The sequence below is a fragment of the Streptomyces rishiriensis genome, from assembly GCF_030815485.1.
Taxonomy (GTDB): Bacteria; Actinomycetota; Actinomycetes; order Streptomycetales; family Streptomycetaceae; genus Streptomyces; species Streptomyces rishiriensis_A.
Genome location: NZ_JAUSWV010000002.1, coordinates 6875403 through 6892848 on the forward strand (window position 1 = coordinate 6875403; position 17446 = coordinate 6892848).

General features: G+C 72.8%; 15 protein-coding genes and 1 pseudogene. 9 read left to right on the plus strand and 7 right to left on the minus strand.

Annotated elements, in window-relative coordinates; translation table 11 throughout:
• Positions 1 to 32 precede the first annotated feature (32 nt).
• From QF030_RS32990 to QF030_RS33005, 4 genes are all read left to right on the plus strand, one after another.
• Positions 33 to 2147, plus strand: a complete 2115-nt coding sequence (locus QF030_RS32990; RefSeq protein WP_307166218.1) for a phage holin family protein — start codon at positions 33 to 35, stop codon at positions 2145 to 2147.
• A gap of 109 nt (positions 2148 to 2256) precedes the next feature.
• Positions 2257 to 3318, plus strand: coding sequence for an ATP-binding protein (locus QF030_RS32995; protein WP_307166219.1), 1062 nt, complete (start codon positions 2257 to 2259; stop codon positions 3316 to 3318).
• The gene (locus tag QF030_RS33000; RefSeq protein ID WP_307166220.1) at positions 3315 to 5135 is read left to right on the plus strand and encodes a vWA domain-containing protein; all 1821 of its coding nucleotides are present in this window, start codon (positions 3315 to 3317) and stop codon (positions 5133 to 5135) included. The genes QF030_RS32995 and QF030_RS33000 overlap by 4 nt, the downstream gene beginning before the upstream one ends.
• An 80-nt stretch (positions 5136 to 5215) precedes the next feature.
• On the plus strand, positions 5216 to 5641 hold the full coding sequence (locus QF030_RS33005) for an OsmC family peroxiredoxin (RefSeq protein WP_020125610.1): 426 nt from the start codon (positions 5216 to 5218) through the stop codon (positions 5639 to 5641).
• 95 nt (positions 5642 to 5736) lie between these two features.
• Here QF030_RS33005 and QF030_RS33010 read toward each other — a convergent pair whose 3' ends face one another.
• From QF030_RS33010 to QF030_RS33030, 5 genes are all read right to left on the minus strand, one after another.
• Positions 5737 to 6144 carry a hypothetical protein gene (locus QF030_RS33010; RefSeq protein WP_307166221.1) on the minus strand — a complete coding sequence of 136 codons (408 nt, stop codon included), beginning with the start codon at positions 6142 to 6144 and terminating at the stop codon, positions 5737 to 5739.
• Positions 6141 to 7874 (minus strand): right-handed parallel beta-helix repeat-containing protein, encoded by a 1734-nt coding sequence (locus QF030_RS33015; protein ID WP_307166222.1) that lies wholly within the window; start codon positions 7872 to 7874, stop codon positions 6141 to 6143. The genes QF030_RS33010 and QF030_RS33015 overlap by 4 nt, the downstream gene beginning before the upstream one ends.
• Positions 7875 to 8041: 167 nt before the next feature.
• A complete protein-coding gene (locus QF030_RS33020; protein WP_307166223.1) occupies positions 8042 to 8863 on the minus strand; it encodes an SAM-dependent methyltransferase in 822 nt (273 codons plus the stop codon).
• Positions 8864 to 9043: 180 nt separating this feature from the next.
• Positions 9044 to 9907: a helix-turn-helix domain-containing protein gene (locus QF030_RS33025; RefSeq protein WP_307166224.1), complete on the minus strand. Its 864-nt coding sequence runs from the start codon at positions 9905 to 9907 to the stop codon at positions 9044 to 9046.
• A gap of 109 nt (positions 9908 to 10016) precedes the next feature.
• Complete coding sequence (locus QF030_RS33030; protein WP_307166225.1) at positions 10017 to 10865, minus strand: helix-turn-helix domain-containing protein; 849 nt, start codon at positions 10863 to 10865, stop codon at positions 10017 to 10019.
• A 29-nt stretch (positions 10866 to 10894) separates the two neighbouring features.
• On the opposite strand from QF030_RS33030, the pseudogene QF030_RS33035 reads away from it, so the two are divergent.
• The 3 genes and pseudogenes from QF030_RS33035 to QF030_RS33045 all read left to right on the plus strand — a co-directional run bounded on the left by QF030_RS33035 (position 10895) and on the right by QF030_RS33045 (position 13233).
• Positions 10895 to 11966 (plus strand): annotated as a pseudogene (locus QF030_RS33035) (ADP-ribosylglycohydrolase family protein).
• A gap of 87 nt (positions 11967 to 12053) precedes the next feature.
• A complete protein-coding gene (locus QF030_RS33040) occupies positions 12054 to 12359 on the plus strand; it encodes a 4a-hydroxytetrahydrobiopterin dehydratase (protein ID WP_307166226.1) in 306 nt (101 codons plus the stop codon).
• A 109-nt stretch (positions 12360 to 12468) separates the two neighbouring features.
• Entirely contained in the window at positions 12469 to 13233 is a 765-nt protein-coding gene (locus tag QF030_RS33045) for a class I SAM-dependent methyltransferase (protein ID WP_307166227.1), read from the plus strand.
• On the opposite strand, the gene QF030_RS33050 is transcribed toward QF030_RS33045, so the two are convergent.
• Together QF030_RS33050 and QF030_RS33055 are read right to left on the minus strand one after the other, a co-directional pair.
• Positions 13181 to 13705 (minus strand): hypothetical protein, encoded by a 525-nt coding sequence (locus QF030_RS33050; protein ID WP_307166228.1) that lies wholly within the window; start codon positions 13703 to 13705, stop codon positions 13181 to 13183. The genes QF030_RS33045 and QF030_RS33050 overlap by 53 nt on opposite strands.
• Positions 13702 to 14286, minus strand: coding sequence for a hypothetical protein (locus QF030_RS33055; RefSeq protein WP_307166229.1), 585 nt, complete (start codon positions 14284 to 14286; stop codon positions 13702 to 13704). Before QF030_RS33055 ends, QF030_RS33050 begins: the two co-directional genes overlap by 4 nt.
• Positions 14287 to 14326: 40 nt before the next feature.
• Here QF030_RS33055 and QF030_RS33060 point away from each other — a divergent pair, with 40 nt between their 5' ends.
• Both QF030_RS33060 and QF030_RS33065 read left to right on the plus strand, forming a co-directional pair.
• Positions 14327 to 15466: a helix-turn-helix transcriptional regulator gene (locus QF030_RS33060; RefSeq protein WP_307166230.1), complete on the plus strand. Its 1140-nt coding sequence runs from the start codon at positions 14327 to 14329 to the stop codon at positions 15464 to 15466.
• Positions 15467 to 15505: 39 nt separating this feature from the next.
• Complete coding sequence (locus QF030_RS33065) at positions 15506 to 17431, plus strand: rhamnogalacturonan lyase (RefSeq protein WP_307166231.1); 1926 nt, start codon at positions 15506 to 15508, stop codon at positions 17429 to 17431.
• The last annotated feature ends 15 nt before the right edge of the window (positions 17432 to 17446 follow it).

Below are 17446 nucleotides of genomic sequence, written 5' to 3' on the forward strand. Positions count from 1 at the left end.
GCGTCGGGGCCGGAACGCGAGGTGTGCGGGGCGTGCGAGGGGTGCGGTGGCGGCGGGCCGTCAGTCAGGCCGGGCGGAGCGTCGCGGTGTGGGTCGTCTCCACGCTCACGATGCTGGTGCTCGCCGGGATCCTGCCCGACTTCCGGCTCCAGTCCGCCGACGGCGACAGTGCCACCACCATCGCCATGACGGCCGCCGTCGGCGCCGGCGTGTTCGGTGTCCTGTCGGCCCTGGCCTGGCCCCTGCTGGTACGCCTGCTGCTGCTCGTCCCGGCGCTGGTCCTGGGCCTGCTGGTGTTCTTCCTCAACGGCTCGCTGCTGCTGCTCGCCCTGCGCCTGAACCCCTCCGGGCAGAGCGAGGTGGCCCCGGAGACCGCCGTGATCGTCGCCGCCGTGATGTCCGCCGTGGCCTCGGCGACCGGCGGCGCCCTGGCCGTACGTGACGACGAGGCCTACCGCCGCCGCCTGTACCGGCTGGCCGACCGCCGCCGAAGAGCCGGCGCCCCCTGCCCCGCCACACCCGGCACCGTCTTCCTCCAGCTCGACGGCGTCGGCCACGACGTGCTGGCCGCGGCGGTACGCAAGGGCCTGATGCCGACCGTCGCCGGATGGCTGGGCGCGGCCCCGCGACAGGCCTCCGCACAGGGGAGCGCGGGCGGCGGCGCCCCCCGCCCCAGCCACCGGCTCACCCTCTGGCACACCGACTGGTCCAGCCAGACCGGCGCCAGCCAGCTCGGCATCCTGCACGGCAGCAACCACGACGTGCCCGCCTTCCGCTGGTACGAGAAGGACACCGGGGAGGTGATGGTCTGCAACCGTCCCACCAGCGCCGCCGAACTGCAGCGCCGCGCGGTCGAACGCACCGGTGACGGCGGGCTGCTGTCCGCCGACGGCGCGAGCCGAGGCAACCTCTTCAGCGGCGGCGCCGACGAGCAGGCCCTCGTGCTGTCCATCGCCACCCGCCGGCGCAGCCGGGAGACACGGTCCCGGGCCGGCTACTTCGCCTACTTCTCCGATCCGGCCAACGCGGTGCGCACCGCGCTGTCGTTCGTCGCCGAGGTCGGCCGCGAGACGGGCCAGTCCATCCGCGCCCGGCTGCGCAAGGAGCGCCCGCGCGTCGGACGCGGCGGTCTCTACCCGCTCGTCCGCGCCTTCGCGACGGTCGTCGAACGCGATGTCGTGGTGGCCGCCGTGATGGGCGACATGCTCGCCGGCCGCACCGCCGTCTACGCCGACCTGGTGGCCTACGACGAGGTCGCGCACCACTCGGGGCCGCTCGGCAGGGACACCGAACAGGTCCTCGGCCGCCTGGACCGGGCGCTCGCACTGCTCGAGAGCGTCGCCGAGCACGCGCCCCGCCCCTACCGGATCGTCGTGCTGTCCGACCACGGCCAGAGCCCCGGCGAGACGTTCCGCGCCCGCTACGGCCTCACCCTCGGCGACCTGGTGCGGGCCGGCTGCGGGCTGCCCGTGCCGCGCAAGGCCGAACGCACCCACAGCGGCGCCGAGGCCCGGGGGGCCGTCCGCGCGGCCCTGCGCCGGCCCGTCGAGGAGGTCGGCGAACGCCACCGCCCGGCCGGCCGCCGCCCGGAACCGATCGTGCTGGCCTCGGGCAACCTCGGCCTGATCTCCTTCCCGGACGTACCGCACCGGATGAGCAAGGAGGAGATCGACGCCCGCCACCCCGCCCTGCTGACCACCCTCGCCAACCACCCCGGCATCGGCTTCCTCCTCGTCCGCAGCGAGCAGCACGGCGGGGTCGTCCTCGGCGCGTACGGCGCGGAGATACCGCTGGACCAACTCGACCGGACGCCGGGCCCGCTGGCCGCCTTCGGGCCCGCCGCCGCCGACGCCGTGCGCCGCACCCACTCCTTTCCGCACACCGCAGACATCATGGTCAACTCGTTCCACGACCCGGGCGACGGCGAGGTCCTCGCCTTCGAGGAGCAGATCGGTTCCCACGGCGGTCTCGGTGGCGCGCAGGCCAGACCGTTCCTGCTGTCCCCGCTCGCGCTGTCCGCACCCGTCGGGGACGGCGAGGAACTGACCGGCGCGGAGCAGGTGCACCGTGTCCTGCGCCGCTGGCTGCGCGAGTCCGACGGCCCCCAGATACCGCTCACGACAGCCCCGGAGGAGCGCGCCGCCTGAAATTCGGCTGCGCCGGGGGAGCCGTACGCACACACTGTCGGTACCGATCCGGTCGTCTCCGGATCCCGCGCACTCGCGCCCCTTCCGCATCCCTCGAGGAGCCTCTGCCTTGCAGGCTGCCGTCACCGTCACGCCCTCCCGCATCCCCGAACTGCTCCTCGGCCTCGCCACCGTGCGGCCGGTGTTCCTCTGGGGCGCCCCCGGCATCGGAAAGTCCTCCCTGGTCAGGGAGTTCGCCGAGTCGCTGGGGCTGGAGTGCGTGAGCCTGCTCGGTACCCAGCTCGCGCCCGAGGACCTGATCGGGGTACCCCAGATCCGGGACGGGCGGTCGGTGTTCTGCCCGCCCGAGGCCATCGCCCGTGACGAGCCGTACTGTCTGTTCCTGGACGAGCTGAACGCGGCCACGCCCGACGTCCAGAAGGCGTTCTACTCGCTCATCCTCGACCGGCGGATCGGCGACTACGAACTTCCCGGGGGCTCCATCGTCATCGGCGCCGGGAACCGGGCCACGGACAACGCGCTCGCCCGGCCCATCGCCTCCGCGCTCGTCAACCGCCTCACCCATGTCCACCTCGAGGCCTCGGCGAAGGACTGGCTGAAGTGGGCCGCGGGCAACGACATCCACCCGTGGGTCGTCGACCACCTCACCGACCGGCCCGACCACCTGTGGTCCAAGCCGCCGAAAACCGAGGAACCGTTTTCCACCCCCCGCTCCTGGCACATGCTCTCCGACGCGCTGCACTCCTTCGGACGCGATCTCGACGAGGACACCCTCGCGGTGCTCGCGCACGGCACGCTGACGCCCACGCACGCCACCGCCTTCCGCGGCTATGTCAAGATCGTCCGCAGCCGCTACGGCATCGAGGCCGTCCTCAAGGGCGACGCCCCCTGGCCGCGCCGGGTCGAGGACCGCGACCTGCTCTACTACCTCGCCGACTCGTTCCGCGGCCGGCTCGTCAAGGAACTCCCCACCGTCCGGGAACACATGTCGGCCAAGGGCCGGCAGACCGCCTACCGCGCCAAGTCGCTGCTCGTACAGCTCGCCGAGATCTCCGTCGAGGTCGCGCAGACCGTCATCGCCGCCGACGCCGACGGCAACCCGGTGCTGCCCGCCTGGTTCCTGGTCGAGGCGGCCCGGGACATGCCCCGCCTGGTGGAGGCGCGCCGGTGAGACGTGAGGACCGCGACACGAAGAAGCGGGACCTCGCGGCGGAGGCGTTCGAGTCCGGGCGGACGGCGCTGCGCGGGCACCCGGCGCTGGCCGCCGTCGACTTCGGCACCTGCCGCCGTGAGGAGTGCACCATGGCTCCCCGCGACGGCCTCGTCCGCGCCGACTCCAACGGCACCCTGCACGCCCACCCCACCCGGATCGCCGACCCCGCCGTCTGGGCCTGGTCCCTCGCGCACGCCGCCCTCCACCTCGGCTTCGGACACCTTCCGGCGTCCCCGGGCGAGCGCGTCCAGCCCGACCGGTACGACCTCGCCGCGCGCTGCACGGTCGTCAACCGTTTTCTGCTGACCTTTCCGGTCGGCCGAGCCCCCGACGAACTGCCGGCTTCGTACCCGGGCGGCGACGAGGAGCAGCTCGCCGGCCGCTGGCGGCGCACCGGGCTCCCGGCCGCCTACGAGCACTGCGGCACCGCGGGCACGGCCGTCGACCAGGTGCTCGTACGGTGGACCTCGTCCGGGCGCCCGATGCCGGACTGGCCGCTGGCCTTCGCCACGGCCCTGACCCGGACCGTGTCCGCCGCGATGGACATGGCCGGCGGCCGCCGCGCGTCCCTGACCGGCGGCCGCCGCGCGTCCCTGACCGGCGAGATGACCGACCGGCGCCCCTGGGAACGCGCGCTGAGCTGGTTCGTCTCGTCCTACCCGCTGCTCGGCGGTCTCGCGGCCGGTATCGAGCTCGTCGCCGACGCCGAACTCGCCCGCGCGCACGGCATCTCGATCGCCGCCGTCAACGCCGAGGCGGGTGAGATCTACATCAACCCGCTGCGCCGCTACGACGACGAGGAATGGCGGTTCGTCCTCGCCCACGAGATGCTGCACGCCGCCCTGCGCCACGGCGACCGCTGCGGCACCCGCGACCCCTATCTCTTCAACGTCGCCTGCGATTACGTCATCAACGGCTGGCTGCGCGAGATGCAGGTCGGCACCATGCCCGAAGGGCTGCTGTACGACGCCGAGTTGTCGGGGCTGTCCGCCGAGGAGGTCTACGACCGCATCACCGTGGACCTGCGCCGGATGCGGCGACTGGCCACACTGCGCGGCAAGGGGCTCGGTGACATCCTCGGGGCCCCGCTCGGCCCGCCCTGCGACCACGTCGACCTCGACGGCTTCTACCGCCGCGGTCTCGCCCAGGGTCTCGAGCTGCACCAGCGGCAGGAACGGGGCTTCCTGCCCGGCGGGTTGGTGGAGGAGATCCGCGCCCTCAGCCACCCTCCGCTGCCCTGGGACGCCCGACTGGCCCGCTGGTTCGACGAGTTCGTGCCACGCCCGGAGCCGGTGCGGACCTACGCCCGTCCCGCGCGCCGCCAGGCCTCCACGCCCGGCATCCCGCGCGCCGGCCGCCGTTTCCCGCCCGAGGAGATCGCCCGCTGTACGTTCGGCGTCGTCCTGGACACCTCGGGCTCCATGGACCGCACGCTGCTCGGCAAGGCGCTCGGCGCCATCGCCTCGTACGCCGAGGCCCGTGACGTTCCGGCCGCCCGGGTGGTGTTCTGCGACGCGGCCGCGCACGACGCGGGCTATCTGCCGGTCGCCGAGATCGCCGGCCGGGTCCGGGTGCACGGCCGCGGCGGTACGGTCCTCCAGCCCGGCATCGACCTGCTGCACCGCGCGGACGACTTCCCGCCGGGCGCGCCGCTGCTCGTCATCACCGACGGCTGGTGCGACGTACTGCGGGTACGGCGGGAGCACGCCTACCTGATCCCACAGGGTCGTCGACTGCCGTTCACCGCGCGGGGGCCGGTGTTCCGGGTGCGGTGACGCGGAGTGTGATCGGATGGGGGGCACGGAAACCCGTTCCACGGGTACCGAATGCAGAACCTCATGCGAAAGGAAGAACCGTGGCTACCACGCGCTCCGCACACACGGTCTGGGAAGGCAACCTGCTCGAGGGCAACGGGGTCGTGACCTTCGACTCCTCCGGCATCGGTCAGCAGCCGGTGTCGTGGCCCTCGCGCGCCGAGCAGGCGAACGGCAAGACGAGCCCGGAGGAACTGATCGCCGCCGCCCACTCCAGCTGCTTCTCCATGGCGCTGTCGCACGGCCTGGCCGGCGCCGGCACCCCGCCCACCAAGCTCGTCACCTCCGCGGACGTCACCTTCCAGCCGGGGGAGGGCATCACCGGCATCCACCTGACCGTGGAGGGCACCGTCCCGGGCCTCGACGACGACGCGTTCGCCGCCGCCGCCGAGGACGCCAAGAAGAACTGCCCGGTCAGCCAGGCGCTCACCGGCACGACCATCACCCTGTCGGCCAAGCTCGCCTGAGTCCGTCGCGTCGGGTCCGGGGCGCGGGAGCCGTATCCGGCCCCGCGCCCCGTCCATTCGCCGCCCGGCCCTCGCCGGACAAGCGCCGTCCCGGCTCAGACGAGTCCCGTCAGCCCTCTGATCGCGGACTGCGCCCACTCCTGCGCCCCGACCGCCGTCCCGGCCGCGAGGCCGGTCGCCACGGGTGCCAGGGCCCCCTTGAGCATGGTCACCGAGCGGCGGAGCCTGCCCGGTTCCGGCGACTCCGGGCCGGTGATCTCGGCCAGGACCTCCTGGGCGGCGCTCTCGGTGTCCGCGCGCTCCTGGTCGCCGAGGCCGGCCGCGGGCAGCTGCCGGAGCAGCTCGGTCACCAGCGTCGCGAGCGCCTCGTGCCCCGCGGCGACCGTGCTGTTGAGCTGCTGGTTCTGGGTCGCCGTCTCGTTGTTCCAGGCGAACTGCGCGCCCGAGACGGTCCCTTGGAACACCGGACCGTCGTAGTGGTGCACCTGCTGCGGGTCGTTCATGGGCCGACTCCGTCCTGTTCGCTCTCGTCGCTCCGGCCGTTCCGGTCGGTCTGCTGCTGGATGACGTTGGTGTTGTTCCATGCCAACTGGGCGCTGTGGACCGCCTCGACAAAGACCGGCCCGTGGTAGTGGTTGACGATCGTGGGCGGTGGGGCCGGTTCCGTGATCTCCCTGACCGGCAGCGACGTCCGGAGCGAGTCCAGCTTGACGCGGCCGTTGTGCTGCACGGCCACCGCGGTCGTCCCGGTCACGGCACAGCCCGCCAGACGGCCGCCGCACGCGTCGTCGCAGCGCACGCCCGTGGCCGCGCAGTCCTCGAAACGGCTGTCGGCGACGTCCAGATACGCGGAGCCCGTCCCGCACAGGCCGTACGACTCCGCGCCGGTCACGGTGAGGTTCCTCGCGACGAGCCGCGCCGTGCCGAACGCCAGGGCCCCACCGGTGCTCACGGTGGAGACCTCGCTGTCGTGCACGTGCAGCTGCGACTCCTCGCCGGCACCGAACCCCAGCAGCCCGCGCTGCGCCGACACCCCCCTCAGCGTCACCCGGGACTGACCGACGGCGGCCACCGCGGCCATGTCGAAGTCGAGAATCGTCGCGTCGGTGAGCTCGGCCGTCGTACCGCCGTTGCCCCGCGTCTCCAGACCGAACGGGCAGCGCTCGACGCGGACCTGTGCGAACTCGGCCTTGCTCTCGTCCCAGACCCGCAGCGCGACGCCCGTCAGGTCGTGCACGTCCACGCGGGTGAAGTGGCCTCTGGCCCGGTCGGTGACGGCGATGCCGACATTGCCCGCCGAGACGCGGCAGCCGGTGACCCGCGGGGCGCCGCCCCGGGTCGACAGCACCGCGACGTTTCCCGCGCCGGTGATCTCGCAGTCCTCGAAGGTGCCGCGGCCCGAGTCCTGCACGTGGACGCCGGTGTCGCGGCAGTCGGCGAACACACAGCGGCGCACCGTGGGGTCGGCGCCGCTCGCCACCAGAATCCCGTTCTCTGCGTCGGTGACACGGGTGTCCTGTACGGAGCCCCGGGACTGCTCGATGAACGCCAGCGCCGCCAGATGCGTGGCGAAAACCGTGCACCTCTCGACGGTCAGCTCCGCCCGTGTGTCCGCCATGACGGCCGCCTGCCCGGCGCCGGTGAGCTCGCACCCGACGAGGTGGGCCCAGGCGTCGCTGACGCGTACGCCGTGGATCCGGCTGCCGTCGAACCGGCTGTCCCGGACCAGCACCCGGGCGTTCTCGATCACCGCGACGGCGTTGTCGGCGGCGTCCGTGAACCGGCACCGCTCGACGTGTCCGGCGGCGCCGGCGAAGACGGTCCGGCCGTACCGGAACACGCTGTCCGTCAGCGTCATGGACGTGCCGGGACGGGCCTGCGCGCAGATCCCGTCGTGCGCCCGGATCGCCACCCGGTCGAGGGTCAGGGCTCCCGCGTGGCAGTCGACGACGCCGGTCTCGGCGTCCCGGCCGACCAGCACGAGACCGCGGACCACGACCGACCCCGAGGCGTCGAGCACGGTGCCGCGGGGAACGCCCACCACCACGGAGCCGGCCTCACCGAGCGCGGTCAGCTCGATCTCGCCCCGGACGGTGAGCCGTTCCTCGTAGTGGCCGGGAGTGATCTCCACCCGGGCGGCCCGGCCCCGCGCGGTCGCGGCGCGCAGCGCGGACCCGATGTCGGGATGGGTGCCACGACCCCCGTGCGGCGCGACCACGTATCTCTTGACCATGCCCGCTTCCCCCGCAGCGCCCGCCCGTGACGAACCGTCGACTCCCCGTCACCGATGCTACCGGAGGGGGCGGCGGCGTCGGGGGTGCAGGCCGTGACGCCGGCGGTGCGGGCAGGGGCCTTCACCCGACCCCTCTCCGCCGGTCGGGAACGCGTTTCCGCACCGGCTCAGGGCTTACGGGCGACCCCCGCGTACACCGGCACGATGCCCTCCGCCTGGACCGCCACGTCCTCCGGCTCGGGGCGCCAGCCGGAGACCGGGATCACGCCCGGCCCGAGCAGCTCCAGGCCCTCGAAGAAGCGCGCGAACCCGGCCAGGGAACGCGGGTAGAAAGGGGTTCCACTGCGCCGGAAGTTCTCCGCGGCCTTCTCGATGGCCGCGGGGTTCAGGTCCGGGGTGACCTGGGAGAGGATCAGCCAGCTGCCCGGCGCGAGCGCGGCGACGTACTTCTTCAGCAGGCCGTGCACGTCGTCGCCTGCCGGGTCGTCGCTCAGGTAGTGCGTCAACGCCACCAGCGACAGCGCCACCGGCCGTGTGAGGTCCAGGGTGTCGGCTGCCCGGTGCAGCAGCGCGTCGATGTCGCGGACGTCGGCGTGCGCGTACCGGGTGGAGCCCTCCGCCGAACCGTGCAGCAGGGCCTCCGCGTGCCGCAGCACGATCGGGTCGTTGTCCGCGTAGACGACCTTTGCCTCCGGGGCCACGCCCTGCGCCACCTGATGCAGGTTGGGCCGGGTGGGGATGCCGGTGCCGATGTCGAGGAACTGGCGTATCCCGGCCTCGGCGGCCGTGCGGACGGCCCGCTGCATGAACCGGCGGTTGGCCCGCGCACCGCGCAGCACGGTGCCGTCCACGGCCAGGATCCTGCGGGCCAGTTCCTCGTCCACGGGGTAGTTGTCCTTGCCGCCCAGCCACCAGTCGTAGACGCGGGCCGGATGCGGCCTGCTGGTGTCGATGCGGGCGGGGGCCTGCTCGGCCTCGGATCCGGGCATACGGTCTCGCCTCCAGGAGAGTCAGGAGCCAGGGGTCGGAAGTCAGAGGTCGGGGTCAGAGGTCGGGGTCAGAGGTCGGGAGTCAGGGGTCGGGAGTCAGGGGTTCGGCAGTCGGGAGCGGCAGTCCGGAGTACGGACGAGGCAGCCGAGGGCCGGGCGAGGCCCGCGGTGCGGGGGGCCTCAAAGGGCCGCGCGGGCGTCCCGCAGGATCTTCTTGGTGTGCTCCGCGGACGCGGCGTGCGTGGTCATGTGGTCGAGGACCTCCAGGTGCGCGGAGACCTCCTTGCGGTCGTCGAGGTACAGAGCGCCGCTCAGGTACTCCGTGACGACCATGTCGGGGAGTTCGGGCTCGGCGAAACGGAACAGCGAGAACGGCGCGGACGTCCCCGGGTGCGGACCGGCCGCGAACTCGGAGATCTGCAGGGTGATCCGGTCGCGCTCGGCGAACTCGACCAGCCTGTCGAGCTGTTCGGACATCACCGCGGCGTCCGAGCTCACCGGGCGGCGCAGCACCGTCTCGTCCATCACCACCCACAGATGGGGCGGGTCGCCGGCCTCCAGCAGCCGCTGGCGCGCGAGGCGCAGCGACACATGCCGCTCGATCGACTCCGGGGTTGTCTGCCCGACGGTCCCGGCCTCCAGCACGGCGCGCGCATAGGCCTCCGTCTGGAGCAAGCCGGGCACGAAGTGCGGCTCGTACGAGCGGATCAGCCGGGCCGCGCCCTCCAGGCTCACGAACAGGCTGAACCATTCCGGCAGCACGTCGTGGTAGCGCTGCCACCAGCCGGGACGGTTCGCCTCCTCGGTGAGCGAGACGAACGCCTCGGCCTCCTCGTCGCCGACGCCGTACGTCTCCAGCAGCACCTGCACATAAGGGACCTTCAGCGCGACGTCGGCCGTCTCCATGCGCCGTACGGTCGCCGGGGCCACGCGCAGGGCGCGGGCCGCCTCCTCGCGGCCGAGGCCGGCCGCCTCACGCAACTCCTGCAGCCGCCTGCCCAGGACCACCTGGCCCACCGTGGGTGCGGGCCGTCGCTCACTCACCCCACGTCTCCCCTACGCGTCGAGGCACGCGGGCCAGTGTGTCACGTCCCGGCGTCACTCTCACAGGAACGGAGTCGAACGTTCATCTCCATTCCCGCCCGCGGCCCGGTCAGCCGATGAGCGAGTGGAGGTACTTCACCGTGGCCGGGTCCGCGGGGAGGAACGTCTCGACGGCCAGCTCGGCGACCGTCACGTCCATGGGGGTGTTGAAGGTGGCGACGGACGAGATGAAGGAGAGCACCCGTCCCTCGTGCTCGATCCGCATCGGCAGGGCGAAGGGCGGCACAGGATCCGCAGGTTCGTCCACCGGCCCGGGCTCCGGCACCGGCCCGGACTCCGGCACCGGGTACGCGGCGACCTCCTCGTACAACTCCCGCAGCGGCGCCGATCGGTACAGGGCGATCTGCCGCTCCATCTGGGCGAGCAGGTGACCGCGCCACTCGCGCAGGTTGCGGATGCGCGGTGCGAGGCCCTGCGGGTGGAGGGTGAGACGCATCGCGTTGAGCGGGGGTGCGAGCAGGGACTCCGGGACGCCCTCCAACAGCATCGTGATCCCCCGGTTGGCCGCCACCACGTCGTACCGCCCGTCCATCACCAGCGCCGGATACGGCTCGTAGCCCTGGAGCAGCCGCTCCAGACCCGCGCGCAGCGCGTCCAGCGCCGGGTCGTCCAGCGGGGTCTGCGGGTAGTGCGGGGCGTAACCGGCCGCCAGCAGCAGCGCGTTGCGCTCCCTTACCGGCACCTCGAGGTGCTCGGCGAGCCGCAGCACCATCTCCTCGCTGGGCCGGGAGCGACCCGTCTCGACGAAGCTGATGTGCCGGGCCGAGGAGTCGGCGCGCAGGGCCAGCTCCAGCTGACTCATCCGCCGCCGCTCCCGCCAGCCCCGCAGCAGCGGACCGACGCCCCGGTCGGCGGGGGCGGCGGAAGCGGCGTGCGTACCGGTCGGGACAATGGTCATACGTACGACCGTAGTTGAGGAGCGCTTGGATGAACGACCGGCGGAGGTCTTCCCTGGAGTCGACGGCGGTGTACCGCGCGCGGGTGCGGGGCTGCCTGCTCGGCGGGGCGCTCGGTGACGCCCTCGGCTACGCGATCGAGTTCACCTCCCTCGACCGGATCCGCGCGGCCCACGGACCCAGGGGCCTGACCCGGCTCGTGCCCGACGCCGAGGGCGTGGTCGGCCGGATCAGCGACGACACCCAGATGACCCTGTTCACCGTCGAGGGACTCCGTACGGCGGCCAGGAGAGCCCGGCTCAAGGGCATCGGCGGAGCGGAGACCGCCCTGGTGCGCCAGGCGTACGGACACTGGCTCGAGACCCAGCAGCGGCCCGGGCCGGCCGACGGGGTCACGGGCGGCCTCCTCGCCGAACGCTGGCTGTACGCGCGCCGCGCCCCCGGCAACGCCTGTCTGTCCGGGCTCGCCCGGAGCCACGTGCCCGACCCGTGGGCCGAGCTGAGCGGCGCGCCCGGACCGGTCAACCCCGGCTCCAAGGGCTGCGGCACCGTGATGCCGCTCGGCACCCTTCGGTCTCGCCCACTCCTCGGCCGACCACGCCTTCGGCATGGCCGCCCGCTGCGCCCAGACGACCCACGGCCACCCCACCGGCTACTACGCGGCCGGAGCGCTGGCCGCGATCGTGGCGTACCTGACGAGGGGGGAGTCCGTCGAGGGCGCCACCCTGCGCGCCCTGCGGCTGCTCGGCCGCCACCCCGGCCACGAGGAGACGTCGGCCGCCCTGAACCAGGCCCTCGACCTGGCCGCCGCGGGCGATCCGACCCCCGAGAAGGTGGAGCGGCTCGGCGCCGGCTGGGTCGCCGAGGAGGCCCTCGCCATCGGGGTCTACGCGGCGCTGGTCACGCACCGGGTGGAGGACGCCCTGCTCCTGTCCGTGAACCACTCCGGAGACAGTGACTCCACGGGGTCGATCTGCGGCAACATCCTGGGCGCGCGGTACGGCGACGGCGCGCTGCCGCACGAGTGGCTGGAGCAGGTGGAGGGCCGGGCCGTGATCGCCGCGCTGGCGGACGACCTGGCGGCCGAATGCCTGCGCGACTGAGCCGACAGCCGACCTGGTGACCAGGGCCGTCACGGCCTTCCTGTGGCACGCTGGACAGGTACGCGACATCAGGAAGGGAGCCGTGCCATGGCCGTCGAACCGCTGTCGCCGAAGGAGATCGGGGAGCGTCTGTCCGAGCTGCCCGGCTGGTCCCTGGACGGCGACCGCCTCACCCGGGCCTACCGTCTCGACTCCCATTTCGCCGCGGCCTCCCTGGCCGTCCACGTCGCGAGGATCCAGGACGAGCTCGATCACCACTCGGAGCTCACCCTCGGCTACCGCACGGTGTCCCTCGCCGTGAACACCCACAGCGCAGGCGGCTCCGTCACCGACCTCGACGTCGAACTCGCCCGCCGGGTCGAGGCCGTGGCCCCCGCGCACGGAGCACGCTGAGCCGCGCCGACCCGACCCGTACGACGGGCGGACGCGGGCGGTGCGGGGTGGTGCGAGCGGTAGGGGACCGGACGAGCAGCGGTGCGGCGGTGACGGGACGGGGGCGCGGGTGCTGGACTACGACGAGGAAGCCGAACGCTACGACGCCTGGCGCGGCGGCGAGCCCAGGGCGGCGGCCGCCGCGGAGGCCGTCCTCGGTCTCGTGCCGGCCGGGGCGTGCGGCCTGCTGGACGTGGCCTGCGGCACGGGCATCGTCACCCGGCGCCTCGCGGCCGGGCGGCCCGGCCTGCGGGTGACGGGTCTGGACCGGGCGCCGGCCATGGTCGGACACGCCGCCGCCCGGTTGCCCGGAGCGGTCGTCCGCGCCGACGGACGCCGACTCCCCTTCCGGGACGAGGAGTTCGACGCCGTCAGCAGTGTGTGGCTGCTGCACCTCGTCGAGGACGCCACGGACGCGCGGCGGATCGTCGCCGAGTGCGCCCGGGTGCTCCGGCCCGGCGGCGTGTGGATCACCACCGTCGACAAGGGCGCCTCCCACAACGTGGGCAGCGACATCGATGTCGTGCTGTCCACGCGCCCGCACCGGCCGGCGTCCGACACCGCGGCGCTGGTGGCCTCGTACGCCGCCGAGGCCGGCCTGCTCCCGGCCGGGCAGGCCGGCTTCGCCGGACGGGGACAGGGCCGCAGCCCGCGCCGGGCCATCACGGACCTGCGGCGCGGCTGGTTCGTCACCCTGCCGCCGCGTCACCCCCTGGCCGACGAGTTCGCCGCCCGCCTCGCGGCCCTGCCCGACCAGGACCGGCCCCGCCCGGACCCGGTGTTCAGGCTGAGCGCGTTTCGGAAACCGGTTCCCGGCCCGCTTCCGGACGAGTGAAGTCCATGACCCAGTTGGTCAGCCAGGTCTCCCCGCCGTCCAGTGAGAAGGCCTGCTCCCAGCGGGCGGCGGCGTCGCACACCGCGGACCAGACGAACCGCGCCCGCACGTTCTTGCCGTCGTGCGTGTCGTCGCCGTGGAACTCACCACGGCCGGGGCGGCCGCCGCGGTTCCCGTCGCTCTCGCCGAAGCCGCCGATCACCGGTGGGAACAGCCTGCCGCTCCGGCTGGACGCCCAGTTCAGCGACCACTGGCCGCTTCCCGGGTCGAACAGTCTCAGCGTGAGCCCCTTCGCACCGAGGTGCGGCATGTCGATCTCGTCGATGTTGGCGGCCCCGTCGAACAGCGGCCGGCAGCGGGCCGTGGACGGAAACTCCTCCCACGCGCTGTCGGGGTCGAGGAAATCGGTGCGCCGACGGTGGCGGACCTCCCACTCGCCGTGGAGGAAGTCGAAGTCGTGCGGGCCGCTCATGAGCGGTCCCCCGTCGTCCCCGCGGGCAGGGAATCGGTCAAGTAGGCGTCGAGAGACGGGACTTCGGGGGCGCGGCGGGTCAGTACGTGACGTACCCAGGCGTCCCGTTCGTGCAGGATCGGCGGCAGCTCCCAGACACAGCCGATCCAGGGCCGGTCGGTCGTGACGAAATGGCTCGGGTCGTCGTCCGGGCAACCGAGCACCGGCTGCCCCGCGGCCGCGCCCCGAAAGTGCAGGACGTTGTCCCACACCCAGCTGTAGGCGTTCAGGTAGGCGCCGTCGTCGCCGCCCCGGTGGAGCACCACGAAGGTGGCGGGCGGTGTCCCGTCCGGCGGCGGCAGCAGCCCGGGAAGGATCGCGTACGCCGCCTCCTCCACCTCGGGCGCGATGCCCGCCGGGTCGGAAGTGACGTGGTAACGCTTGATCCACCGTCCCGCCACCTCGATCGGCGGGGGCACCGTGAGCAGCTTCTCCGCGAAGGGGAGCGTGGGGGAGGGGGCGGAAGGACGCGGATCCCGCGGAACGGAGGTCGGCGGATCCTCAGAAACAGAGGTCGGCGGATCGTGGGAAACAGAGGTCATGGGCAGGACGCTAGGCCTGCTTCACTGACATCCTGTGTCAGTGAAGTCCAGCCGACTCGTGTCCATCCTGCTGCTGCTCCAGACCCGGGGCCGGATGACCGCCGCCCAGCTCGCCGAGGAGCTGGAGGTGTCGGTGCGTACCGTCTACCGGGATGTGGAGGCGCTGGGCGCGGCGGGTGTCCCGCTGTACGGCGATGCCGGTCATGCCGGCGGCTACCGCCTGCTGGACGGTTACCGCACCCGCCTGACGGGGCTGACCGCCGACGAGGCCGAGGCCCTCTTCCTGGCCGGCGTCCCCGGCCCCGCCGCCCAGCTGGGCCTCGGTCCGGTCCTGGCCGCCGCGCAGTTGAAGGTCCGCGCCGCGCTGCCGCCGGAACTACGGACCCACGCCGACCGGATCAGCGGCCGCTTCCACCTGGACGCGCCCGGCTGGTACACGGACGCGGGGGCGGACGGGACGCCGTATCTGGCGGAGGTCGCCGACGCGGTGTGGAACAACAGGATCCTGCATGTCGTATACCGCCGATGGCGCGAGCCCACCGACGTCGAACGCCGGCTCGAGCCCTACGGCCTGGTCCTGAAGGCGGGACGCTGGTACGTCGTCGCCGGCCCCGGCCCGCGCACCTTCCGGGTCGACCAGATCCTCGAACTCACGCCGTGCGACGAGGTGTTCACCCGGCCGGACGGCTTCGACCTGGCCGCCCACTGGACGGCGTATCAGCAGGGTTTCCACGAGCGCCTGTACAAGGACAGGGCGGAGGCGGTGGTACGACTGGCCCCGGGGGTGACACTCGCCCGTGCGGTGCGACTCGCCGGACCCGGTGGATCCGCCGGACCTGGTGAACCCGGTGGACCTGGTGAACCCGCCGGACCCGGTGAACCCGCCGGACCCGGTGGACCTGGTGAGCCCGGAGGGCCCGGTGGATCCGGCAGCCCGGGTGGACTCGCCAAGCCCAGCGGACCCGGCGGAACCGACGGGACGGACGGAACCGACGGGGCCGACGGCTGGACGGTGGTCAGGGTGCCCATCGAGTCCGTCGAGCACGCCCACGCCGACTTCCTGCGGCTCGGCGCGGACATCGAGGTGCTCCGGCCACCGGAACTGCGCGAGCGGATCGCCCGGACGGTGACAGAACTGGCCGCGCTGTACGGCAACTCGGCTGTCCCCGGCGGCGACTGAGAGGCGGAACCCATCCGTCCCTCCGAGGAGGTACGTCTCGTGCAGCACCCGCACCCGCACCCCCGTTCGCACCCGCACCCCCTTCCGCACGCGGACCCCCCTCCGCACAGGCGCCGCAGACTGAGGGTCGTCCTCTTGGCACTGGCGGCCACCACGGCCCTGGTCGGCGCAGGCCTGACCACGCTCGGCGCCGGTACCGCCCAGGCCGCCACGGCCCGTCAGGTGGAGGCTCTCGACCGGGGCGTCGTCAGCGTGCACACCGACAGCGGCAACCTGGTCAGCTGGCGCTGGCTCGGCACCGACCCCGACGGCGTCTCCTTCAACGTCTACCGGGCCGGCACCAAGGTGAACCCGGCCCCGGTCACCGGCTCCACGAACTACTTCCACTCCGGCGGCCCGGCCCAGGCCGACTACACGGTCCGCGCGATCGTGAACGGCGTCGAACAGGCCGACTCCGTCCACGCGATCCAGTTCCGCACCGGGTACAAGGACGTTCCCATCACCCCGCCGGCCGGCGGCACGACCCCCGACGGCGTCGCCTACACCTACGAGGCCAACGACGCCTCCGTCGGCGACCTGGACGGCGACGGTGCCCTGGACATCGTCCTGAAGTGGCAGCCGACCAACGCGAAGGACAACTCCCAGTCGGGCTACACCGGCAACACGATCGTCGACGGCGTCAAGCTCGACGGCACCCGCCTGTGGCGCGTCGACCTCGGCCGTAACATCCGCTCCGGCGCCCACTACACACAGTTCCAGGTCTACGACTACGACGGCGACGGCAAGGCCGAGATCGCCATGAAGACGGCCGACGGCACGGTGGACGGCGCGGGCACGGTCATCGGCAGTTCCTCCGCCGACTACCGCAACTCCAGCGGCTACGTACTGTCCGGCCCCGAGTACCTGACCATGTTCAACGGTCAGAGCGGCAGGGCGATGCAGTCCGTCGACTACGTCCCGGCCCGCGGCACGGTCTCGTCCTGGGGCGACTCGTACGGCAACCGCGTCGACCGCTTCCTCGCGGGAACCGCTTACCTGGATGGTTCCCGCCCCTCGCTGATCATGGCACGCGGTTACTACACGCGTACCGTGATCGCCGCCTGGGACTGGCGGGGCGGCGCCTTCACCCGCCGCTGGACCTTCGACACCAGCTCCTCCACCAACACCGGCAAGGGCTACGACGGCCAGGGCTCGCACAGCCTCTCCGTCGGCGACGTCGACGGAGACGGCAAGGACGAGATCGTCTACGGCGCGATGGCGGTCGACGACAACGGGAACGGCCTGTGGACCACCAGGACGGGACACGGCGACGCCCAGCACCTCGGCGACCTCGACCCCTCGCACGCCGGTCTGGAGTACTTCAAGGTCTCGGAGTCGACCGGTCAACCCGCCGAGCTGTACATCGACCCGGCGAACGGCACCGTCGACTGGAAGCTGGCCGCCTGCTGCGACAACGGCCGCGGAGTCGCCGGTGACATCTGGGCGGGCAACGACGGCGCCGAGGTCTGGTCGGCCTCCGACACCTCGATCCGCGACGAGGCGGGCGCGACGAAGGGCCGGGAACCGTCCTCCGTCAACTTCCTCTCGTGGTGGGACGCCGACCCCGTCCGTGAACTCCTCGACGGCACCCACATCGACAAGTACGGCACGTCCTCGGACACCCGCCTCCTGACCGGCTCGGGCGTCCACTCCAACAACAGCACCAAGGCCACCCCGTCGCTGTCCGGCGACATCTTCGGCGACTGGCGCGAGGAGGTCGTCTGGCCGACCGGCGACAACACGGCCCTGCGTATCTACTCGACGCCGTACGAGACGACGACACGCATCACGACCCTGCTCCACGACACGATGTACCGCACGGGCCTGGCGTGGCAGAACACCGCCTACAACCAGCCCCCGCACCCGAGTTACTTCCTCGGCAACGGAATGCCCACAGCACCCCGGCCGGCGGTCTACACGCCCTGAGCGAGCGAAGGGTGC

What these genes read in the sequence shown, in the direction of transcription:
- QF030_RS33010 (WP_307166221.1), bottom strand. Translation starts at nt 6,144, where the DNA reads ATGAACGACCCGCAGCAGGTGCACCACTACGACGGTCCGGTGTTCCAA.
- QF030_RS33015 (WP_307166222.1), bottom strand. Translation starts at nt 7,874, where the DNA reads ATGGTCAAGAGATACGTGGTCGCGCCGCACGGGGGTCGTGGCACCCAT.
- QF030_RS33020 (WP_307166223.1), bottom strand. Translation starts at nt 8,863, where the DNA reads ATGCCCGGATCCGAGGCCGAGCAGGCCCCCGCCCGCATCGACACCAGC.
- QF030_RS33030 (WP_307166225.1), bottom strand. Translation starts at nt 10,865, where the DNA reads ATGACCATTGTCCCGACCGGTACGCACGCCGCTTCCGCCGCCCCCGCC.
- QF030_RS33040 (WP_307166226.1), top strand. Translation starts at nt 12,054, where the DNA reads ATGGCCGTCGAACCGCTGTCGCCGAAGGAGATCGGGGAGCGTCTGTCC.
- QF030_RS33050 (WP_307166228.1), bottom strand. Translation starts at nt 13,705, where the DNA reads ATGAGCGGCCCGCACGACTTCGACTTCCTCCACGGCGAGTGGGAGGTC.
- QF030_RS33055 (WP_307166229.1), bottom strand. Translation starts at nt 14,286, where the DNA reads ATGACCTCTGTTTCCCACGATCCGCCGACCTCTGTTTCTGAGGATCCG.